The sequence below is a fragment of the Paenibacillus sp. 1-8 genome, assembly GCF_056316205.1.
This window is the reverse complement of record NZ_CM149995.1, coordinates 4,506,907-4,524,223: the sequence shown is the minus strand read 5'-3', so window position 1 is coordinate 4,524,223 and position 17,317 is coordinate 4,506,907. Positions and strand designations below refer to the sequence as shown.

Annotated in this window: 12 protein-coding genes and 3 pseudogenes; 12 read left to right on the top strand and 3 right to left on the bottom strand. The window is 48.7% G+C overall.

The features are described 5' to 3' along the window. The first annotated feature begins 115 nt into the window (after nucleotides 1-115). The 4 genes from AC0WRU_RS20940 (at nucleotide 116) to AC0WRU_RS20925 (ending at nucleotide 6,055) form a co-directional block, all read left to right on the top strand. Nucleotides 116-1,240, top strand: coding sequence for an NADH:flavin oxidoreductase (locus AC0WRU_RS20940; RefSeq protein WP_476126178.1), 1,125 nt, complete (start codon nucleotides 116-118; stop codon nucleotides 1,238-1,240). Between the two features lie 148 nt (nucleotides 1,241-1,388). Further along, on the top strand, nucleotides 1,389-1,757 hold the full coding sequence (locus AC0WRU_RS20935) for an ArsR/SmtB family transcription factor (protein ID WP_025684098.1): 369 nt from the start codon (nucleotides 1,389-1,391) through the stop codon (nucleotides 1,755-1,757). A 185-nt stretch (nucleotides 1,758-1,942) separates the two neighbouring features. Next, nucleotides 1,943-4,327 carry a heavy metal translocating P-type ATPase gene (locus AC0WRU_RS20930; protein WP_476126177.1) on the top strand — a complete coding sequence of 795 codons (2,385 nt, stop codon included), beginning with the start codon at nucleotides 1,943-1,945 and terminating at the stop codon, nucleotides 4,325-4,327. 276 nt (nucleotides 4,328-4,603) lie between these two features. Then, complete coding sequence (locus AC0WRU_RS20925) at nucleotides 4,604-6,055, top strand: aldolase/citrate lyase/malate synthase family protein (RefSeq protein ID WP_476126176.1); 1,452 nt, start codon at nucleotides 4,604-4,606, stop codon at nucleotides 6,053-6,055. Nucleotides 6,056-6,506: 451 nt separating this feature from the next. Here AC0WRU_RS20925 and AC0WRU_RS20920 read toward each other — a convergent pair whose 3' ends face one another. Next, the gene (locus tag AC0WRU_RS20920; RefSeq protein ID WP_476126175.1) at nucleotides 6,507-7,487 is read right to left on the bottom strand and encodes an aldo/keto reductase; all 981 of its coding nucleotides are present in this window, start codon (nucleotides 7,485-7,487) and stop codon (nucleotides 6,507-6,509) included. A gap of 186 nt (nucleotides 7,488-7,673) precedes the next feature. Between AC0WRU_RS20920 and AC0WRU_RS20915 the strand changes: the two are divergent. Beyond that, nucleotides 7,674-7,922 (top strand): annotated as a pseudogene (locus tag AC0WRU_RS20915) (helix-turn-helix domain-containing protein); the annotation flags it as partial. 12 nt (nucleotides 7,923-7,934) lie between these two features. Next, nucleotides 7,935-8,510 carry an MmyB family transcriptional regulator gene (locus tag AC0WRU_RS20910; protein ID WP_476126174.1) on the top strand — a complete coding sequence of 192 codons (576 nt, stop codon included), beginning with the start codon at nucleotides 7,935-7,937 and terminating at the stop codon, nucleotides 8,508-8,510. Between the two features lie 313 nt (nucleotides 8,511-8,823). On the opposite strand, the pseudogene AC0WRU_RS20905 reads toward AC0WRU_RS20910, so the two are convergent. Further along, nucleotides 8,824-9,018 (bottom strand): annotated as a pseudogene (locus tag AC0WRU_RS20905) (IS110 family transposase); the annotation flags it as partial. A 3-nt stretch (nucleotides 9,019-9,021) separates the two neighbouring features. Between AC0WRU_RS20905 and AC0WRU_RS20900 the strand changes: the two are divergent. The 3 genes and pseudogenes from AC0WRU_RS20900 to AC0WRU_RS20890 all read left to right on the top strand — a co-directional run. After that, a pseudogene (locus AC0WRU_RS20900) lies at nucleotides 9,022-9,942 on the top strand (IS110 family RNA-guided transposase); the annotation flags it as partial. 216 nt (nucleotides 9,943-10,158) lie between these two features. Beyond that, nucleotides 10,159-10,308: a hypothetical protein gene (locus AC0WRU_RS20895; RefSeq protein WP_476126173.1), complete on the top strand. Its 150-nt coding sequence runs from the start codon at nucleotides 10,159-10,161 to the stop codon at nucleotides 10,306-10,308. Nucleotides 10,309-10,529: 221 nt separating this feature from the next. After that, nucleotides 10,530-12,512 carry a heavy metal translocating P-type ATPase gene (locus tag AC0WRU_RS20890; protein ID WP_476128692.1) on the top strand — a complete coding sequence of 661 codons (1,983 nt, stop codon included), beginning with the start codon at nucleotides 10,530-10,532 and terminating at the stop codon, nucleotides 12,510-12,512. Between the two features lie 296 nt (nucleotides 12,513-12,808). Here AC0WRU_RS20890 and AC0WRU_RS20885 read toward each other — a convergent pair whose 3' ends face one another. After that, nucleotides 12,809-13,540, bottom strand: a complete 732-nt coding sequence (locus AC0WRU_RS20885) for a ZIP family metal transporter (protein ID WP_476126172.1) — start codon at nucleotides 13,538-13,540, stop codon at nucleotides 12,809-12,811. Between the two features lie 280 nt (nucleotides 13,541-13,820). Between AC0WRU_RS20885 and trxB the strand changes: the two genes are divergently transcribed. The 3 genes from trxB to AC0WRU_RS20870 all read left to right on the top strand — a co-directional run bounded on the left by trxB (nucleotide 13,821) and on the right by AC0WRU_RS20870 (nucleotide 17,312). After that, nucleotides 13,821-14,762 (top strand): thioredoxin-disulfide reductase, encoded by a 942-nt coding sequence (gene trxB / locus AC0WRU_RS20880; RefSeq protein ID WP_025684089.1) that lies wholly within the window; start codon nucleotides 13,821-13,823, stop codon nucleotides 14,760-14,762. A 58-nt stretch (nucleotides 14,763-14,820) separates the two neighbouring features. Next, nucleotides 14,821-15,051, top strand: coding sequence for a glutaredoxin family protein (locus tag AC0WRU_RS20875; RefSeq protein ID WP_025684088.1), 231 nt, complete (start codon nucleotides 14,821-14,823; stop codon nucleotides 15,049-15,051). A gap of 377 nt (nucleotides 15,052-15,428) precedes the next feature. Then, nucleotides 15,429-17,312: a beta-glucoside-specific PTS transporter subunit IIABC gene (locus tag AC0WRU_RS20870; protein WP_476126171.1), complete on the top strand. Its 1,884-nt coding sequence runs from the start codon at nucleotides 15,429-15,431 to the stop codon at nucleotides 17,310-17,312. The last annotated feature ends 5 nt before the right edge of the window (nucleotides 17,313-17,317 follow it).

The window sequence follows — 17,317 nt, the reverse complement described above, 5'->3', positions numbered from 1 at the left end:
CATATTGGAATTATAAACTGTGGCTGCTTGAACTCAAGTTTACATATGTGTAAAATGGAATTGTATAGCAGTAGAGTGAAAACGATAATACTAGTGGAGAGCGGAGGAACAAGTAATGAACACAGAATTACTGTTTAAACCTTTTAAGGTAGGTAATTTATCTCTTCCCAATCGGATTGTTATGGCTCCAATGACACGGAATTTTTCTCCTCAAGGTATCCCAGGCCCTGAGGTTGCCGCGTATTATCGTCGCCGTGCGGAAAATGAAGTCGGGTTGATTATTACGGAGGGCACTGCTATTAATCATCCCGCAGCCGTAGAGCATACGGGCATTCCTAATTTTTATGGCGAGGGATTGAAGGGGTGGGCGAAGGTCGTCGAGGAGGTCCATACGGCGGGTGGCAAGATTATACCGCAGCTCTGGCATGTGGGTATGGCCCGTAAAATAGGTGCGGATAACCAACCGAATCCCGAGGCATTGCCTGTCGGTCCGTCCGGTATTTCTCCCGCTGGTGAAAAGGTGGTTGAGCCATTGACGGAGGCGGAGATTGCGGATATTATCTCAGCTTATGCTCAGGCCGCTGCCGATGCCCAGCGAGTGGGTTTTGACGGCATTGAGCTGCATGGAGCACACGGCTATTTAATTGATCAGTTTTTCTGGGACAAAACCAACAAGCGTACCGATCAATACGGAGGCAATTTGGCCCAGCGTACTCGGTTTGCAGTGGAGGTCATTGAGGCTTGTCGTCGTGCAGTGGGGCCGAATTTCCCAATTGTACTGCGATTCTCCCAGTGGAAGATGTACCATTATGAAGAAAAACTGGCCCAAACACCACAGGAACTGGAACAGTTTCTCACTCCATTAGTGAAGGCCGGGGTGGATGTATTCCATTGCTCAAGCCGCCGTTTTTGGGAACTGGAATTTGAAGGGTCTGATCTAAACCTGGCAGCTTGGACCAAAAAGATAACAGGCAAGCCAGTTATTACTGTGGGCTCGATTGGTTTGGAGAAGGCCTTTTTGAGTGATTTGGAAAAAAATAATAATCGTCAGACCGATCAATCCAGTAGTGTAGAGGCAAGATTAGAACAACTCGTGGGGCAAGTAGAACGAGAGGAAGCTGATCTGGTTGCGGTTGGACGGGCTTTGCTGGTTGATCCGGCGTTTGCGGTGAAGTTACGTGATCAACAGATAGAAGAAATTATCCCTTACAGTGATGAAGTATTAAAGACGTTGAATTAAGCTTTATGTAGTGTAAAGCTATAGCGTTAGGCAGGCATTGAGACTTGGAAGTTTTCTGTTACAGGGCAAGCTGCAATATAAGCTATTCGTAAATTCTACGAATTTGCTATAATAGGAGCATCAAGTCGAAATACACGGGGTGAAAAGGATGAATTCTGAAACGGAAGCTTTGGATTGCGAGCCGGCTTGTCACGGTTCAGATCAGGAAATCGAGCGCATAAAATCTTCCCTTGTTGAGGATTCCATCGCATACAAAATGTCGGAGCTGTACAAAGCCTTGGGTGACCCGACACGGATCAAGCTAATCTACGCTTTGGCTCAGAAGGAGCTGTGTGTACATGATCTGACCCAGGTATTGAATATGGGGCAGTCTGCCGTATCTCACCAGCTTCGTTATTTACGCAATCTGCGGATCGTCAAGCGGCGCAAGGAAGGCAAGACGGTGTTTTATTCGCTGGATGATAATCATGTGGAGCAGATATTTTTGCAAACCCACCAGCACATTTCACATCAATGATTGTTGGATAGAAAAAGCAGGGCGCCAGCGAATGGCGCTCTTTTGGTGTTTGTCTGGGGAAGCGGAGTTTTTTTGGCGAAAAGAGGCTAGTGTCATTGACTTTTGACCCTGATCCTGAATATAATGGCCTTAATAAATAATACATGAACAGTTGCTCATGTATAGCTAATTGGAGGCCAATGATTATGGATGCTCTGAAAAGAACGGAACGGCACGAATGGATTTTGGAAGGCTTGGATTGCGCCAACTGTGCTCTGAAGATTGAAAATGGAGTCAGTAAAATAGAAGGTGTACTTGATTGCTCGGTCAATTTTGTGACGAAAACATTGACGATGACAGCAAGCCCGGATCAAAAAGAGGAGATTCTTCGTCAAACGGAACAGAAGGTTCACAGACTGGAGCCTCACGTCCGTATGATCGCAAAAAGCGCACGTGGACGCTCGAGTGAGAACCATCGCAGTGTGGCGGGTGCAGCACAGGCAGGCAGTTCAGGAGAGCGCACCCATAGTCATCAGCATGGTGAAGGACTTACACACGAGAACGGCCAACAATATGGAGCTCACAGCCACACGGGTCATACTCATAGCCATGAAGGGCACCACCATGGCGAACATGCGCATGATCATGGTGATGCTACACATACTCATTCACATTCGCACGGGGATGACAGCCACGCAGGGCATACCCACGATCATGGTACGGCCGGTATGCGCCGGATGATTGCACGCTTGGCTATCGGTGCAGTCGTTGCGGCAGTTGCCTGGTGGTTGCCTGTAGAGGGCCTAGGCAAGCTGGCACTGTTTTTACTGGCATATATCATTGTCGGGGGAGATGTAGTCTTGCAGGCTGTTCGCAGTCTGGTGCGGGGAATGGCTTTTGACGAGTATTTCCTGATGACGGTGGCAACGGTTGGCGCATTTGCAATTGGGCAATATCCGGAAGGCGTAGCTGTCATGTTCTTTTATCAAATCGGTGAGCTATTCCAGGGGGTTGCGGTCAATCGTTCGCGCAAATCCATCAGCGACCTTATGGATATTCGACCGGACTATGCCAACCTGAAGACAACTGATTCAGTAAGTCGTGTGTCACCCGAGGATGTGCGCGTAGGTGATCTGATTGTAATCAAGCCGGGCGAGAAGATTCCGCTGGATGGTAAAGTTGTAGACGGAAAATCGCATGTGGATACCTCGGCGTTGACGGGTGAATCCGTGCCTCGTACCGTGGAGCCGGGAAGCAGTGTGATGAGCGGATTTATAAATACAAACGGACTTTTAACTGTAGAGGTTAGCAAGGAATTCAGCGAATCGGCGGTCTCCAAAATTTTGGAGCTGGTGCAAAATGCGAGCGCCAAAAAAGCGCCGACTGAAAAGTTTATCACCAAGTTTTCCAGATACTATACTCCTGTTGTGGTTATCGTTGCGCTGCTGCTGGCAGTCGTTCCACCGCTCGTCGTACCGGGGGCACTGTTTGCAGATTGGGTATATCGTGCACTTGTTTTCCTCGTCATTTCTTGTCCATGTGCACTGGTCGTATCCATTCCGTTGGGCTTCTTTGGCGGAATCGGGGCAGCCTCTCGTTCAGGTGTGCTGATTAAAGGCGGGAACTATCTTGAAGCACTGAACCATGTAAAATATGCTGTTTTTGATAAAACAGGTACACTCACTAAAGGGGTTTTCCGTGTAACAGGAATTTATCCTGCCGGGGAATTTACGAAGGAAAGCTTGCTGGAAACGGCCGCTTTGGCTGAGCTGCACTCCACACATCCTATTGCCACTTCCCTGCGTGAATCCTATGGTGAGAAGCTTCAAGCCGAGCGGGTTCAGCAATATAGTGAGATTTCTGGTCATGGGATTCAGGCACACATAGATGGTCGTCTGGTATTGGCCGGGAATGCGAAGCTGATGGCGCGGGAGCAAGTCATTTTTAACGACGCACAACGCGCAGGAACACTTGATGAAGGAACGGTCGTTCATGTGGCTGTAGACGGAACGTATGCCGGATGCATCCTGATTTCGGATGAGGTCAAAGAGGACTCGGCACGAACGATTGCTTCACTGAAAAAGCTGGGTATAGTGAAAACGATCATGCTGACAGGTGACAACCGGACGGTTGGAGAGGCCGTAGGACGACAGTTGGGTCTGGACGAAGTACGTGCAGAGCTGTTGCCCCAGCATAAAGCCGAAGCGATTGAACAACTGTCTGCAAGTAAAAAAGCGGGCGACAAGATTTTGTTCGTGGGCGACGGGATTAATGATACCCCTGTGCTGGCGCTGGCAGATGTAGGTGTAGCGATGGGCGGTTTGGGTTCAGATGCCGCGATTGAGGCAGCGGATATCGTGATTATGAACGACGAGCCTTCGAGACTGGTTACAGCGATTCATATCGCCAAGCGTACACGCCGTATCGTATGGCAGAATATTATATTTGCGCTCAGTGTCAAAGTCGTGTTTCTCACGTTGGGTGCCTTCGGTATTGCTACTATGTGGGAGGCTGTATTTTCCGATGTGGGCGTAACACTGCTTGCCGTACTAAATGTTATGCGTGTACTGAAAGTACGTTCTTTCGAATAAAAAAATCAGTGCCCTCGGCTTATCATCGGATGTATTCATCCTGTGAGATCCGGGGGCTTTTTTGCGCTCAATGCTGCGGTTGAATCTATGTTTTCCGATCGTTCTACAGATATGTATAAATGTGGGGTGCGCCTAATACGTTAAGGTAGGGACCTTACAGGTAAGGCTCATTTGAATTCTGCTTGACGTCTAATAAGTAAGCGTTCTCTTTTATGGTGGGAATACTCAAATTCGTGTGTGCCAACTTGCTGACGGGAGAAAGGATGGATTTGTAGCATGGAGGCTAAACTGATGCATGTATTCGCAGAACTGTTGAGTGAAAAAAACAGCCGGGATTGCGAAGACCCCGAGTCGGGGAGTGAGGCCGCTGCTGCACAAAGACTGGCTATCGAGTCGGTGCTCGCAGGGTGCAGTGAAGTATCTGCCTCTCAGGAGGAAGACCCGCTGGGCTGGCTGGTCGGATTAGCCCAACAGGGCATAATCAGTCAAGAGGAGGCGTTGCTGGCTGCGAACTCCGAGCTAATTGGGGAAACGCTGCTGAATAAGGGCAACGATGACAGGGAAGCGATGACCAGACTGCTGGAATGGAGTGATGAATACAGGCGTACATTCATACGTATCTATGCGGATGATCCTGCCCATGTGAATTATACAAGCAAGGAGTCAGCGATAGGAGTAAGTATGGGCAAGCTTGATGGCTATAGTCTTCTGCACGGCCCCTTGTCGCAGTCGTCCAGCCGTGTGGCTGAATTATGCCGTGCCTATCTGGACGCGGCGGAGTCCGGGCATACGATTCATGGTTCTGACGGGGAGCAAGCCCCCCTCCTTATTCCAGGCTCCCGTCCATCAGACACGTACAAAGCCTTTAATCAGGCATCTGGCTTGCCCGGATTGTGTGAGCATCTATCCCGGCGAATTATCGGGCTGCTGGAAACAGAGTATGAAGGCTTGTTCGAGTCTCTGAACGGATTGCCGCTCACGATCGCCCTGATCGAACAGAACAACGTGGTGGGCATCGGAAGCCTGCAAGATATGCAGTTGGAGGCGCTACTGCGTGCAGCGTTGCGAAATGTACAGCAGGGGGGAGAACCGCAGCTAGAGATTGTGGTGCGCAATCCGGCTGACGTGAACCAATTCCGGGCAACCCGTGACTGGATCGACGGCGTTGCGGAGCAGACCTTATGCGGCCGTCTGCGATGCATTCCATATCAGGTAGGCGTGCTTTTGACGGTGGATGCGTCCTCCAAGCTCAACGTCAGCCAAACATGGAACGGGCAGGTCAAACAGTTTCATGAATCTAGCAGCGCCAATCTCCTGCCGGAAGTGAAAGCGGAACAGATCAAGCAGGCGGCTCAGGCCGCAGATATGGCACGTTTTGCCGATGCGGTGATTTTGGAAGCTACGCGGTTTCCTTCATATGATGCGGACGCGGATCTGTCCGATCTGTCTGTCGGCGGTCATGAGGGGACGAGCGATACGATAGAACGCATGACGCAGGCCATCCGGGGCGTGAAGCCCAAACTTCCCGTATGGGCTGCGTTTGACGAAGTCCATACGCTATTGGATGGAGCCGGAATATGGGCAAGCAGGCTGACTGGCATCATTTGCCCGGAAACGGGGGCTATCGCCGCGCGCCTTGCGGCTGCACGTTACGCATTGCTGCAAGACCTAGAGGGGGAATATGGTTCCAACACCTCGCATAACCAAGCACAGCATTTTCCCTTGTAGCCCGAATGTAACGCGAATTTCATTTCATAAAAGATGCTTAAGCTGTATAGAAAGGATATCTGCGCTGTTGCGCGGATATCCTTTTTTCTTGGTGATGGGAAGAAATAAAGTCTGTAATTTAAGGATTCGTTTTTACAATCTGTCACTTATAATATCAGAAAGAATAGAAGAAAAAATATTATGCCTATATAAAGTAATTCTATTGAAGGCATATGAAAGCGTTACAAATACTGGTATTCTAATTCCAGAAATACTATAATGACATTCAGCTAACGGGAAACAATAACACAAAAACCTCCTCGATTTTTTATTTAATAGCACATATGTGTGGTATGTATCGCGATGTCACAGGTTGATGCTGCTACCGAAGTTTCGTCGTTTCCTGTTTCTGTAATAATTTTTATGAACAGCAAATACAACGCAGATACCTATCTGCGTTGTATTTGCCGGTTTACTCGTTTATCGGCATCTTGATTCTTGCGGCGCCCGCTGCAATGGTCCGAATCTTAGCCAGCACGGCATCGTCGAGTTTAACATCCACGGCCGGCAGCGACTTCAGGATATGTTCAGGCTTGCGGACGCCGACGAGCGCGCTCGTTAAAGCCGGATGAGCCAGGACGTAAGCGAGGGCCAGTTGGGCGACTGTAATGCCGAGGTCCGCCGCCACTTCTTTGAGCTGCCCGACTACCGCGATATTTTGCTTGAAGCCTTCTCCGGAATGGGATGGGGACTTGGAGCGCCAATCCTGTTTGTCAAATCGGGTGTCCGCGTTGTAGTTTCCGGAGAGTAGACCCGAGGCTAGCGGGCTATAGGCAATCACGCCGATGCCTTGTTTCTGGCTGTAGGGGAGAAGTTCCTTCTCCGCATCCGCGGCCAGAATGGAGTAGGGCGGCTGTAAGGAATCTACGTGCCGGATCTTCAAGGCCTCTTCCAGCAGCGCAACTGGAAAATTGCTGACTCCGACATAGCGGATTTTACCGTCCTGCAGCAGTTTTTCAAGGGCGCGTATCGTTTCCTCTACCGACGCTTTGGCGTCCGTATCCGGCCAGTGCATTTGATACAGGTCAATATAGTCGGTGCCGAGACGGCGCAGGGAAGCCTCGACCTCGCGAAGGATCGACGCATAGGTGCCGTTGCGCGAGACATCGCCCTGTTCATCCCAAACGAGGCCGAATTTGGTGGCGATGACCGCTTTATCGCGGTCGCCTTTCAGCGCTTTGCCGATCACTTCTTCGGAGTGGCCCAAGCCGTAAACTGCAGCCGTATCGAAGAAATTAATCCCTGCATCCAGCGCCGTGCGGATGCTGTTATGCGATAGCCGATCTTCCTGATTACCCCAGGTGTAATTCCAATTTCCTCCGCCGATGGCCCAAGCGCCGAAGCCGATCACCGAAATGACGGGTCCGTTTTTTCCTAATTTCCGATATTGCATCTTACATCTCTCCTTGAGTTCTTTTGTTTCTGCACAGTATGGCGTGTGCTATGTTATGATTATGGCACGCGTGTCAAAGGGATAACGAGGAGCTTATTTATCATAGGTGTAATAACACCAGTTAGAATGGAACGGCATTTCCCAAATTAACCGGGGATTACTTTGCGGTAAAGGAGTTGATTAAACCTGAGCAAGAACAGTCGTCGAGCTGAGCTAGGGGATTTTTTAAGGACGCGAAGAGAGCGGCTTGACCCGCAGGAATATGGCTTTCCCACAGGAGGAAGACGAAGAACTACTGGGTTAAGAAGAGAGGAGCTCGCGCAGGTTGCTGGCGTCGGTGTTTCTTGGTACACCTGGCTGGAACAAGGGCGCGATATTAACGTTTCGCCGCAGGTGCTGGACAGCGTAGCCCGGGCGCTGCAGCTGGACTGGGTGGAGCGCAGACATATGTTCGATCTTGCAATAGATCCGGCCGCCCGCGAGCTTCCAAACCAGGGACCGACGTATGATCCCGTACTACAAGGCATATTGGATTCCTGGGGGTGGTGCCCTGCATACGCCGTGGACCGCAGATGGAACTATGTGGCCTGGAACGAAGCTGCAAGCGAGGTGTTTGCCGATTATGGGAAGCTTACCGGACGGGATCGCAATTTGGTCTGGTACCTGTTCACTCATCCTTCACAGCGCCAGCTTCTCGTGCATTGGGAGAGGGAAGCACGGAAATGTCTGGCTTTGTTTCGGGCGAGCAGTGATCAGTTTGCGGATGATCCGTGGTTCAGGGAATTCAGCCACGAATTAAGCGAAGCCAGTCCGGAATTTGGGGAATGGTGGCCGCTGCACGATATCCGGATCGCACATACCGGCCATAAAGAGCTGAATCATCCTGTTGCAGGAAAACTGTCCCTGCGACCGACGACACTAATGCCGGCCGAGTTTCCCGAGCTGAAAATTTTATTGTATATACCACTTCCTCAGGAGAATACGGCGGAGAAGCTTCAGCGGCTCGCTCCGTCCGGACGGTAGTCAGGAGCGCTGGAGCTTCAACTTGATCCGGCAAAATCATAAATGGAGTGAAAGATAATCCGAAGGTTCCGAATTAACTTGATCTAAGTTGGTCGGGCCTTCTTTTGCTCCCGGAACCGATTAACCCGAATCACTCAAAATGAACGGATTCCCCTGCATACAAAAAGGTCTTAGTTTGTTCAACTATACCAGCTAATAGCTTGTCAACATTTCCAGCAAAACAATTTAGAAACCTTATGTATAGTGAAAAATAAGCATGCCAAACAACCTTCCAATTCGAGTTGCATTGGAAAGTTATACCATTAAATTTTTGTTATGTCAGACGGAATGATTTCTTACTTTTTAAAATGGCATACAGCCAATGAACCAGCTTATTTACACATGCCACTAGAGCAACTTTGTGAGGCTTTCCTTCGGCTCTTTTGCGGTCGTAAAAATCTTTAATCCGAGTGTTGCGAGAACGGATCAACCCACACTGCACGGTCATAACTAGGACATATCGAAGCTGTATCCACTTCAATCTAAACGTGCGAGAAACACGCAACTGCGAAAAGTAAAAACCGACGCGGCAGATGCATGGCACTTGGCCGATATGTACTATCGGGGCGATGTTACGCCACATCGTACATGGGATGAGCTATATACTGAGCTACAGCATGTGACGAGACAACATGAGTTTATAACCTCGATGTATGTTCAGGCAAAGCTAAACTCGAGAGCTTTACTGGATCAGGTATTTCCCGCGTTTGAGAAGGTGTTCAGTAATCTCTTCTCAGCTACTGCACTTAGAGTGCTGCAGAGTTGTCTGAACGACGAGTTTGAAAAGGTAGAATCTATCATTCAGGAACAAACCGGGAAATCTCATTCGAAAGATGGGGTAGGAGAGAAGGTAAATTAGTTGAGACAAGCATTACTTGAATAGGCCAATAATAAAAGGAGCATAACGCAAAGCATGGCCCTTGTGGGGATGGTAACCCTCCTACTTGAGTTCCAGAAGCAATTAAGTAGGCTGGAAGAAACCATGGAGGAACTTTCCGCGACATTACCGGAAGTGAAACTTTTAAAGACCATTCCGGGAATAGGCGACAAACTTGCTTCGGCGATCATAGCGGAGATCGGAGATGCCCGTCAATTTAGGAGTGCTAAACAACTTGTTGCCTACGCAGGTCTTGATCCAAGTGTCTACAGTTCGGGTAAGTATACGGCCTCTAGAAATCGGATAACGAAGCGAGGATCAAAAAGACTTCGAAGAGCTCTATATTTAGCCGTTCAATGCGGACTACATGGTGGAAGAAATAGCAGATTAAAGGATTATTATGATATGAAAAGAAAAGAGAGCAAGCCCTACAAGGTGGTTGTGATTGTTTGCGCCAACAAGCTTCTCCATCACGTTTACGCCATCCTTAATAAAGACCAACCCTACCACATTTAATTCCCGCAATTATCCATAATCCTTCACGCCAATGAAGGATTATTTGTTGTGCTCAAAAAACAGTATGTCAGTTTTTAAAATATTTTCCACACTGTAGTTTGACAACTATTAGCTGGTTTTCTTGTCCACGGCAAGCTTACGAGCATCGTCGCAAAGCTTCGGTACCGAAGGGGGAATGGACCCAAGAACAGGCTGCACAAATCGAAGAGAAGCTGCATGCGACCGGGTCGCCTGAGCAGGTTGTGGGACGATTCAGGCAGGAAGGCAGGTCCATCAAGTGCTGGAAAGCCATCTATCGTTGGATCTATGAAGGTCGCTTGGCGAACGTCTCCGAAGCTCAGCTTCGGCATCAAGGCACTGGGGTAAATTCCTGTTTACAATCGGAAAAGAAAAGGGTTATAATAAAACAAAAGTTTCTCTAAACCAAAATAATTGTATATACGCAAAAATGATTATCATTCTCATTACTAAACATGCTGCTTCGGGCTTCCCGAAGCAGCATGTGCTATTTTAAGGCACTTAACAATGGATATCATTCTCAATGAGATTCAGTACAACGAACAAAAAACGGAAAGGAACGTGACATGATGCAAGCAGTTCAACAACTTCAAAAGACATTGTCTACCTCAAATCAGATACTTTCAAAAAACAGTGGCAGCGGAAGGCCAGGCCCGAATCGCAAGCCGCAATTCCAGCTCAAAAGCATGCTGAAAAACAAGGAGATGCAGGCTGCCCTGGGCAGTGGAACGCTTATGCTGATGGCATGGGGCGTCTCGCATTGGTCGCAATGGCTGGCGGTCATGCTGTATGTGGTTTCCTACGCCCTGGGTGGCTGGTCTAAAGCCAGAGAAGGCATTGAGACGCTGATCCGTGAACGTGATCTGGATGTCAATCTGCTCATGATCGCAGCGTCATTAGGGGCAGCGGCTATTGGCTACTGGAATGAAGGAGCAATGCTGATCTTCATTTTTGCACTCAGCGGTGCGCTGGAGAGCTATACCACCGAGCGCAGCGGCAAGGATATTTCCGAGCTGATGGCGTTGAAGCCGGAAACGGCTCTGCGTCTGTCCCGCGAGGGGACGGAGATGGTCGGCATTGAGCAACTGCTGCCGGGTGATTTGCTGCTGGTGAAGCCGGGCGAACTGATTCCGGCGGATGGCCGGATTTCCAAGGGCGTTTCGGCGGTGAATCAGGCATCTATTACCGGGGAGTCCATTCCGGTGAACAAAGCGGCGGGTGACGAGGTATATGCTGGCACCATTAACGGCGAAGGCGTCCTGTATGTGGAGGTAAGCCAATCCTCCGAAGGCACTCTATTTTCAAAAATCATCCGTATGGTGGAGGAAGCACAGACAGAGGTCCCCGATTCCCAACGTTTTATCAAAAGGTTCGAGTCGATTTACGCCCGAATTGTTGTTGCTGTCACGCTGATCGTTATTGCAGGTGCGCCAATGGTATTGGGCTGGACGTGGGCAGCGGCGTTTTACAAAGCAATGGTATTTCTCGTTGTGGCCTCACCATGCGCACTCGTGTCGTCCATTATGCCAGTAATGCTGTCGGCTATTTCCAACCGTGCCCGTCGGGGCATCCTGTTCAAAGGTGGTGCGCATGTGGAAAATATGGCGCTGACATCTGTCGTCGCCTTTGACAAAACAGGTACGCTGACCATCGGGTCGCCTGTTGTAACTGACTGGATTACCGCCACAGGCTACGATGCCGATGAGCTGTTACGCATTGTTGCGGCAATAGAAAGCTACTCCATGCATCCGTTGGCACGAGCGATTGTAGCCAAAGCGGACGCCGAATTGGGGCAGCGAGAGCTTCCCGCAGTGGAGCAAGTACAGTCCCTGACCGGATGGGGAATGGAGGGCGTGGTAGACGGGATGAGATGGAAAATCGGGCGCACGGATGCGCTGGATCACGCTAGTCCGCTGGCAGAGCCGGAATGGGTGGAAACACGTTCCCGACTGGAAGCTGAGGGCAAAACCGTATCCATTATCCTCGCGGATGACCGGATTGCCGGGATGCTGGCATTGCGCGACGAGCTGCGGCCACAGGCGCAGGAGGCGGTGAGACGCCTGCAAGCGCAAGGCATCCGGGTCGTCATGCTGACCGGAGATCGCCCAGAAACCGCCGCCGTGATCGCGGCGCAGGCCGGAGTTGATGCAGTATATGCTGGTCTGATGCCAGAGGACAAAGTCAGCCATATTCGCATGCTGCGGGAGCAGTACGGGCATGTCGTCATGGTCGGTGACGGTGTGAATGATGCTCCGGCGCTGGCTGCTGCAACGGTCGGGCTGGGCATGGGTATGCACGGCAGTGGAGCCGCACTGGAGGTCGCGGATGTGGTGCTGATGAACGATGGCATCGAAGAGATTGCCCCGACGGTAGCACTGGCACGAAAGGCACAGCGGGTGGTCAAGCAAAATATGATCTTCGCCGTAAGCGTCATTTTACTGCTCGTCATTAGCAACTTTGTGCAGGATATAGCTCTGCCATTTGGCGTCATCGGGCATGAGGGCAGCACGTTGCTTGTGATTTTGAACGGCTTGCGCTTGCTGCGGTCATAAAAATAAATAAGATCATGATCTTAAGATGATAAATAAGAAGGAGCATTCACATCCCTTAAAGGACAGGGGATGAATGCTCCTTTTTTGCGTGCCAGCCTATCATGTTGCAGGTTTACCTCCGACGAGGTATAGACCGCCGCAAGAACAGGGAGAACAGCAGTCCCGCCAGCGCAATTCCGTAGCAATGATAAAGGCATCGTCATATTGACGGTAGCTCCGACCAACGTGGATACCGTAAAAATATCATACTTAAACATACGGAACTCCAGCATGGGCAGCCTTTTTGTGATACACAGCTATAGCCATTCGGTTAGCCCAATCATCGTAATTAAGCCGAGAATAAAAGAGAATGTGGCGATCCGCTGGTTGCCGTCCCCGTGACTTTCGGGAATCAGTTCCTTGTAGACGATAAACATCATGGCTCCGGCGGCAAAAGCAAGGCCGTAAGGTACCAGTCCGTTAACCCAGCTACTCAAATAAAAACCAATCAGACTCGTAATGATTTCCACGGCTCCAGTGAGGGTAGCGATGCCCAATGCTTTGAAACGGCCGATGTTTTGATTCACGAGGAATAGCGCGACGATAAAGCCTTCCGGGGCGTTTTGCAGGCCGATGGAAAAGGCAATGAGATTGCCAAGATTTTGAGTTTCGCTCGCATAGCTGACTCCAACGGAAAGTCCCTCGGGCAAATTATGTAGTGTAATAGCCGCGATAATGAGAAAAGATTTGGACTCCAGATGAAAGGTTTTGGAATCCGGGTCCTCCAGATCGGCATGTGGAATGTACATTTCCATCACCAGCAGCACAAGACAGCCGAGTAAAATTCCCGCAGTCAGCACGAACCAATTGGAATGCTGGATAGCTTCGGGAATCAGATTATACACGGATGCAGAGGTCATAATCCCTGCGGCATAAGCCAACAAAACATCGCGAAGCCGATGCGTGATATTGCGCATAAACAATATGGGCACGGCGCCGAGTCCAGTGGACAGGGCAGAAATAAGGCTACCTACAAAAACGTCATTCATAATCGGGATAATCCCTCCATACCTGGTTTATCTTAAGCTTCGCTTCATGAAAACTTCATTTGACTGTTTACAGCTATTTCCGCATAATGAAATTAGGATTTAGAATCAGTCTAAGTCATAAGAAGCTACAAAACAAGTGATTCGTTTTTGTAAAATCCGGGTGTCCACATTTTTGAATGAGCGTCTGGCAGAACTACTTTTAGAGTATATGCATTTGCCCATCTCCCGGTACCGAAAACTCGCTATATCATTCTTATCATATTTTAGGAGGAACAAAGATATGTACAAGTCCATTATTATAGGTACCGGCCCTGCCGGTTTAACAGCTGCTATTTATCTGGCACGCGCAAATATGAGTCCACTGGTGATTGAAGGACCACAACCGGGCGGACAATTGACTACAACAACAGAAGTTGAAAACTTCCCTGGCTTTCCTGAAGGAATCATGGGACCCGATCTGATGGATAATATGCGTAAGCAAGCAGAGCGTTTCGGTGCTGAATTCCGCACAGGCTGGGTGAACAAGGTCGATACAGCCGCTCGTCCTTTTACATTGGATGTAGAGGGCATGGGTGAACTGGTTACAGATACGCTGATCATTTCCACAGGCGCGACTGCGAAATACCTGGGTATTCCGGGCGAGCAGGACAACATTGGACGCGGCGTGAGCACTTGCGCAACATGTGACGGATTCTTTTTCCGTGGCAAAGAAATTGTTGTCATCGGTGGTGGAGACTCGGCGTTGGAGGAAGCAAATTTCCTGACACGTTTTGCCTCCAAAGTAACGCTGGTGCATCGTCGTGAAGAAATGCGCGCCTCCAAAATTATGCAGGATCGCGCTCGTGCAAACAGCAAAATTGAGTGGGCACTGAATCGTACTCCTGTAGAAGTGATTGCTGATGAGAACGGGGTAACCGGCTTGAAGGTATTGAATAATGAAACAGGTAAAGAGGAAATCATTACAGTTAGCGGCGTATTCGTGGCGATTGGTCATCATCCGAATACTGGCTTTCTTGGTGGTCAAATCACAACTGATGCGAACGGCTATATCGTCGTAAATCCTGGTACTTCCGAAACAAACGTACCTGGCGTATTCGCTTGTGGCGACGTGCAGGACACACGCTATAGACAAGCGATTACAGCAGCAGGCAGTGGCTGCATGGCTGCTATGGACAGCGAGAAATACATCGAAAGCCTGGAGCACAGCGCACTGGCCCTGTAATATTTCGTTTAAGTATGAATAAATATAATTTACAAAAATAAATTATGAGGTGACATTCATGGAAAAAGCAATTGTATACACATCTACAAACTGTCCGCATTGCCGTCAAGTAAAAAGCTACTTGAGTGAAAAAGGAGTGGAATACGAAGAACGCAACATTGAAACCAATGATGCTTTCGCTCAAGAGGTTTGGGATATGGGCATTCGCGCCGTACCGTTGACCCTGATCGGAGAAGAACGTATTTCCGGCATGAACAAAACCAAGTTTGAAAAAGTGCTCAACGCTTAATCCAACTTCATAACAGACGACGGTCCTGTGATCGTCGTATGATTTTAAAAAAGGCCCTCGCCGCAGTTACGTACTGCGATGGGGGTCTTTTTATAGCTCTTAATCTTTTTGCATAGAGAGAACTTTGTCGAAAAGTGTTGCATCTGTAGATGATCGGTGCTATATTTTAATTGTAAGCGCTTAAGCCCGGGTTGCTTTATGTAAACAGTTAATCAATGAACAATCAATCAATACTTATAATAATAACTAAATAGTACAATATCCAATTAAAGGCGTGTTACTGTTCGGCAGGCAAGACCTAGATTGGGTAGGATATTTTTTCCCTACCCTTTTTAGGTCTTTTTTTGTTCCTTATTTTAAGAAGGAAGGTGTAACTTATGAATTACAGAGATATCGCACAAGCTATTTTTAATAAAGTGGGTGGAAACGATAATATCAACAGTATCATTCATTGCTCTACTCGGTTGCGAATGACGCTCCGTAAGCCGGACCTGGCACAAACAGATGAAATTAAAGCCTTGGACGGTGTTATGGGAGCCGTGAATAGCGGTGGACAATATCAGGTCATCATAGGGAATGATGTAGGCTATGTCTACAATGAGCTGGTCAAATTGCTGGACCCGGATAAATCGTCCTCGGATGAAGCCGAAAAAGTGAAGGCAGACCGAAGTCTTAAGGGATTGTTTAATACCTTTGCGAGCATGATCGCAGGTATTTTCCAGCCCATTATCCCGGCCATTGCCGCTTCCGGGATGCTAAAAGCATTGCTCTTGCTGTGTACAGTAACCGGAATCATGAACAAGGAAAGCCAAACGTACATGGTTTTAAGTGTGATCGCGGATGCGGCATTTTATTTTCTGCCTATGCTGCTGGCTTTCTCCAGCGCACAGAAATTCAAGACCAATCCATTCGTATCCGTACTCCTTGGGGGCGTGCTGCTTCATCCTAACTTAATTAGTTTGTTAGGTGGTGAGAAAGCTGTCACATTTGCGGGCTTGCCCGTTGCTTCTGTACAGTATGCCACCTCTGTTATTCCCATTATTTTGACCATATGGTTTATGTCCTACATTGAGAAATTTGCCGATAAAATCTCTCCTGGACCTGTGAAAATATTTCTAAAACCATTAATCGTCATTCTGATTGTCGCGCCTGTCGCTCTTATTGCTTTAGGACCGCTGGGGACGTATTTGGGTATGGGGATGTCAAACGGTGTATTCTGGATTCAGGAAAGAATCGGCTGGCTTACGGTAGTGTTGATGTCTATCGTGATGCCGCTAATCGTCATGTTTGGCATGCACAAAGTATTTTATCCTATCATATTTGCTGCACTAGCTTCACCAGGATATGAAACATTGGTACTGATTGCCATGTTGGCTTCCAATATGGCACAGGGCGCTGGTGCATTTGCCGTCTCGCTGAAAACAAAAGATCCCAAGTTCAAACAAATTGCTTTGTCCGCAGGTATTTCAGGGGTATTCGGAATTACGGAGCCTGCCTTGTACGGCGTGCATTTACGCCTGAAAAAAACACTATTCGCCTGTATGATTGGAGCCGGGGTTGGCGGATTGTTTGCCGGTCTTATGAATTTAAAAGCTTATGCAGCTGTGGGGCCTGGTTTTGCATCACTGCCGATGTTTATCAGTGAAGATCACTCCAACCTGATATATGCGCTCATAACGATGGCCATTTCGATCATTGTAACGTTTATTGCTGTTTATGTTATCGGCTTTCAAGATACGGTTACCGAACCGGCTAAAACAGAAGCTCGTCCCGAGCCTGCTAAAGCACAAAGTAAAAGCATCAAGTCCAAAACGGTTATTTTCGCACCTATGGAGGGCTCGATTATTCCCTTACAGCAGGTCAAGGATGAAGCGTTCTCTCAGGAAGCGATGGGCAAAGGGATTGCTATTCAACCAAGTAGCGGAAAAGTGGTCGCACCTTTTGACGGCACCGTGGAAACTGTGTTCCGCACCAAGCATTCCATAGGCTTAAAATCGGTTGAAGGTGTGGAGTTGCTCATTCATATCGGTTTGGATACCGTTAAGCTGAAGGGCCAACACTTTACTGTGCTTGTACAAGAAGGTGACGTCATTAAGCATGGACAGCTTCTTATTGAATTTGATCTTGAAGCCATACAAAGGGAAGGGTATGATACGATCACTCCGATCATTGTGACCAACACGCAGGATTATCTGGAAATCATGAGTCATGAAGATTCGGGAAAGACAGGGCCAGAGAAGCCTCTGATTACTGTACTTTAACAGTG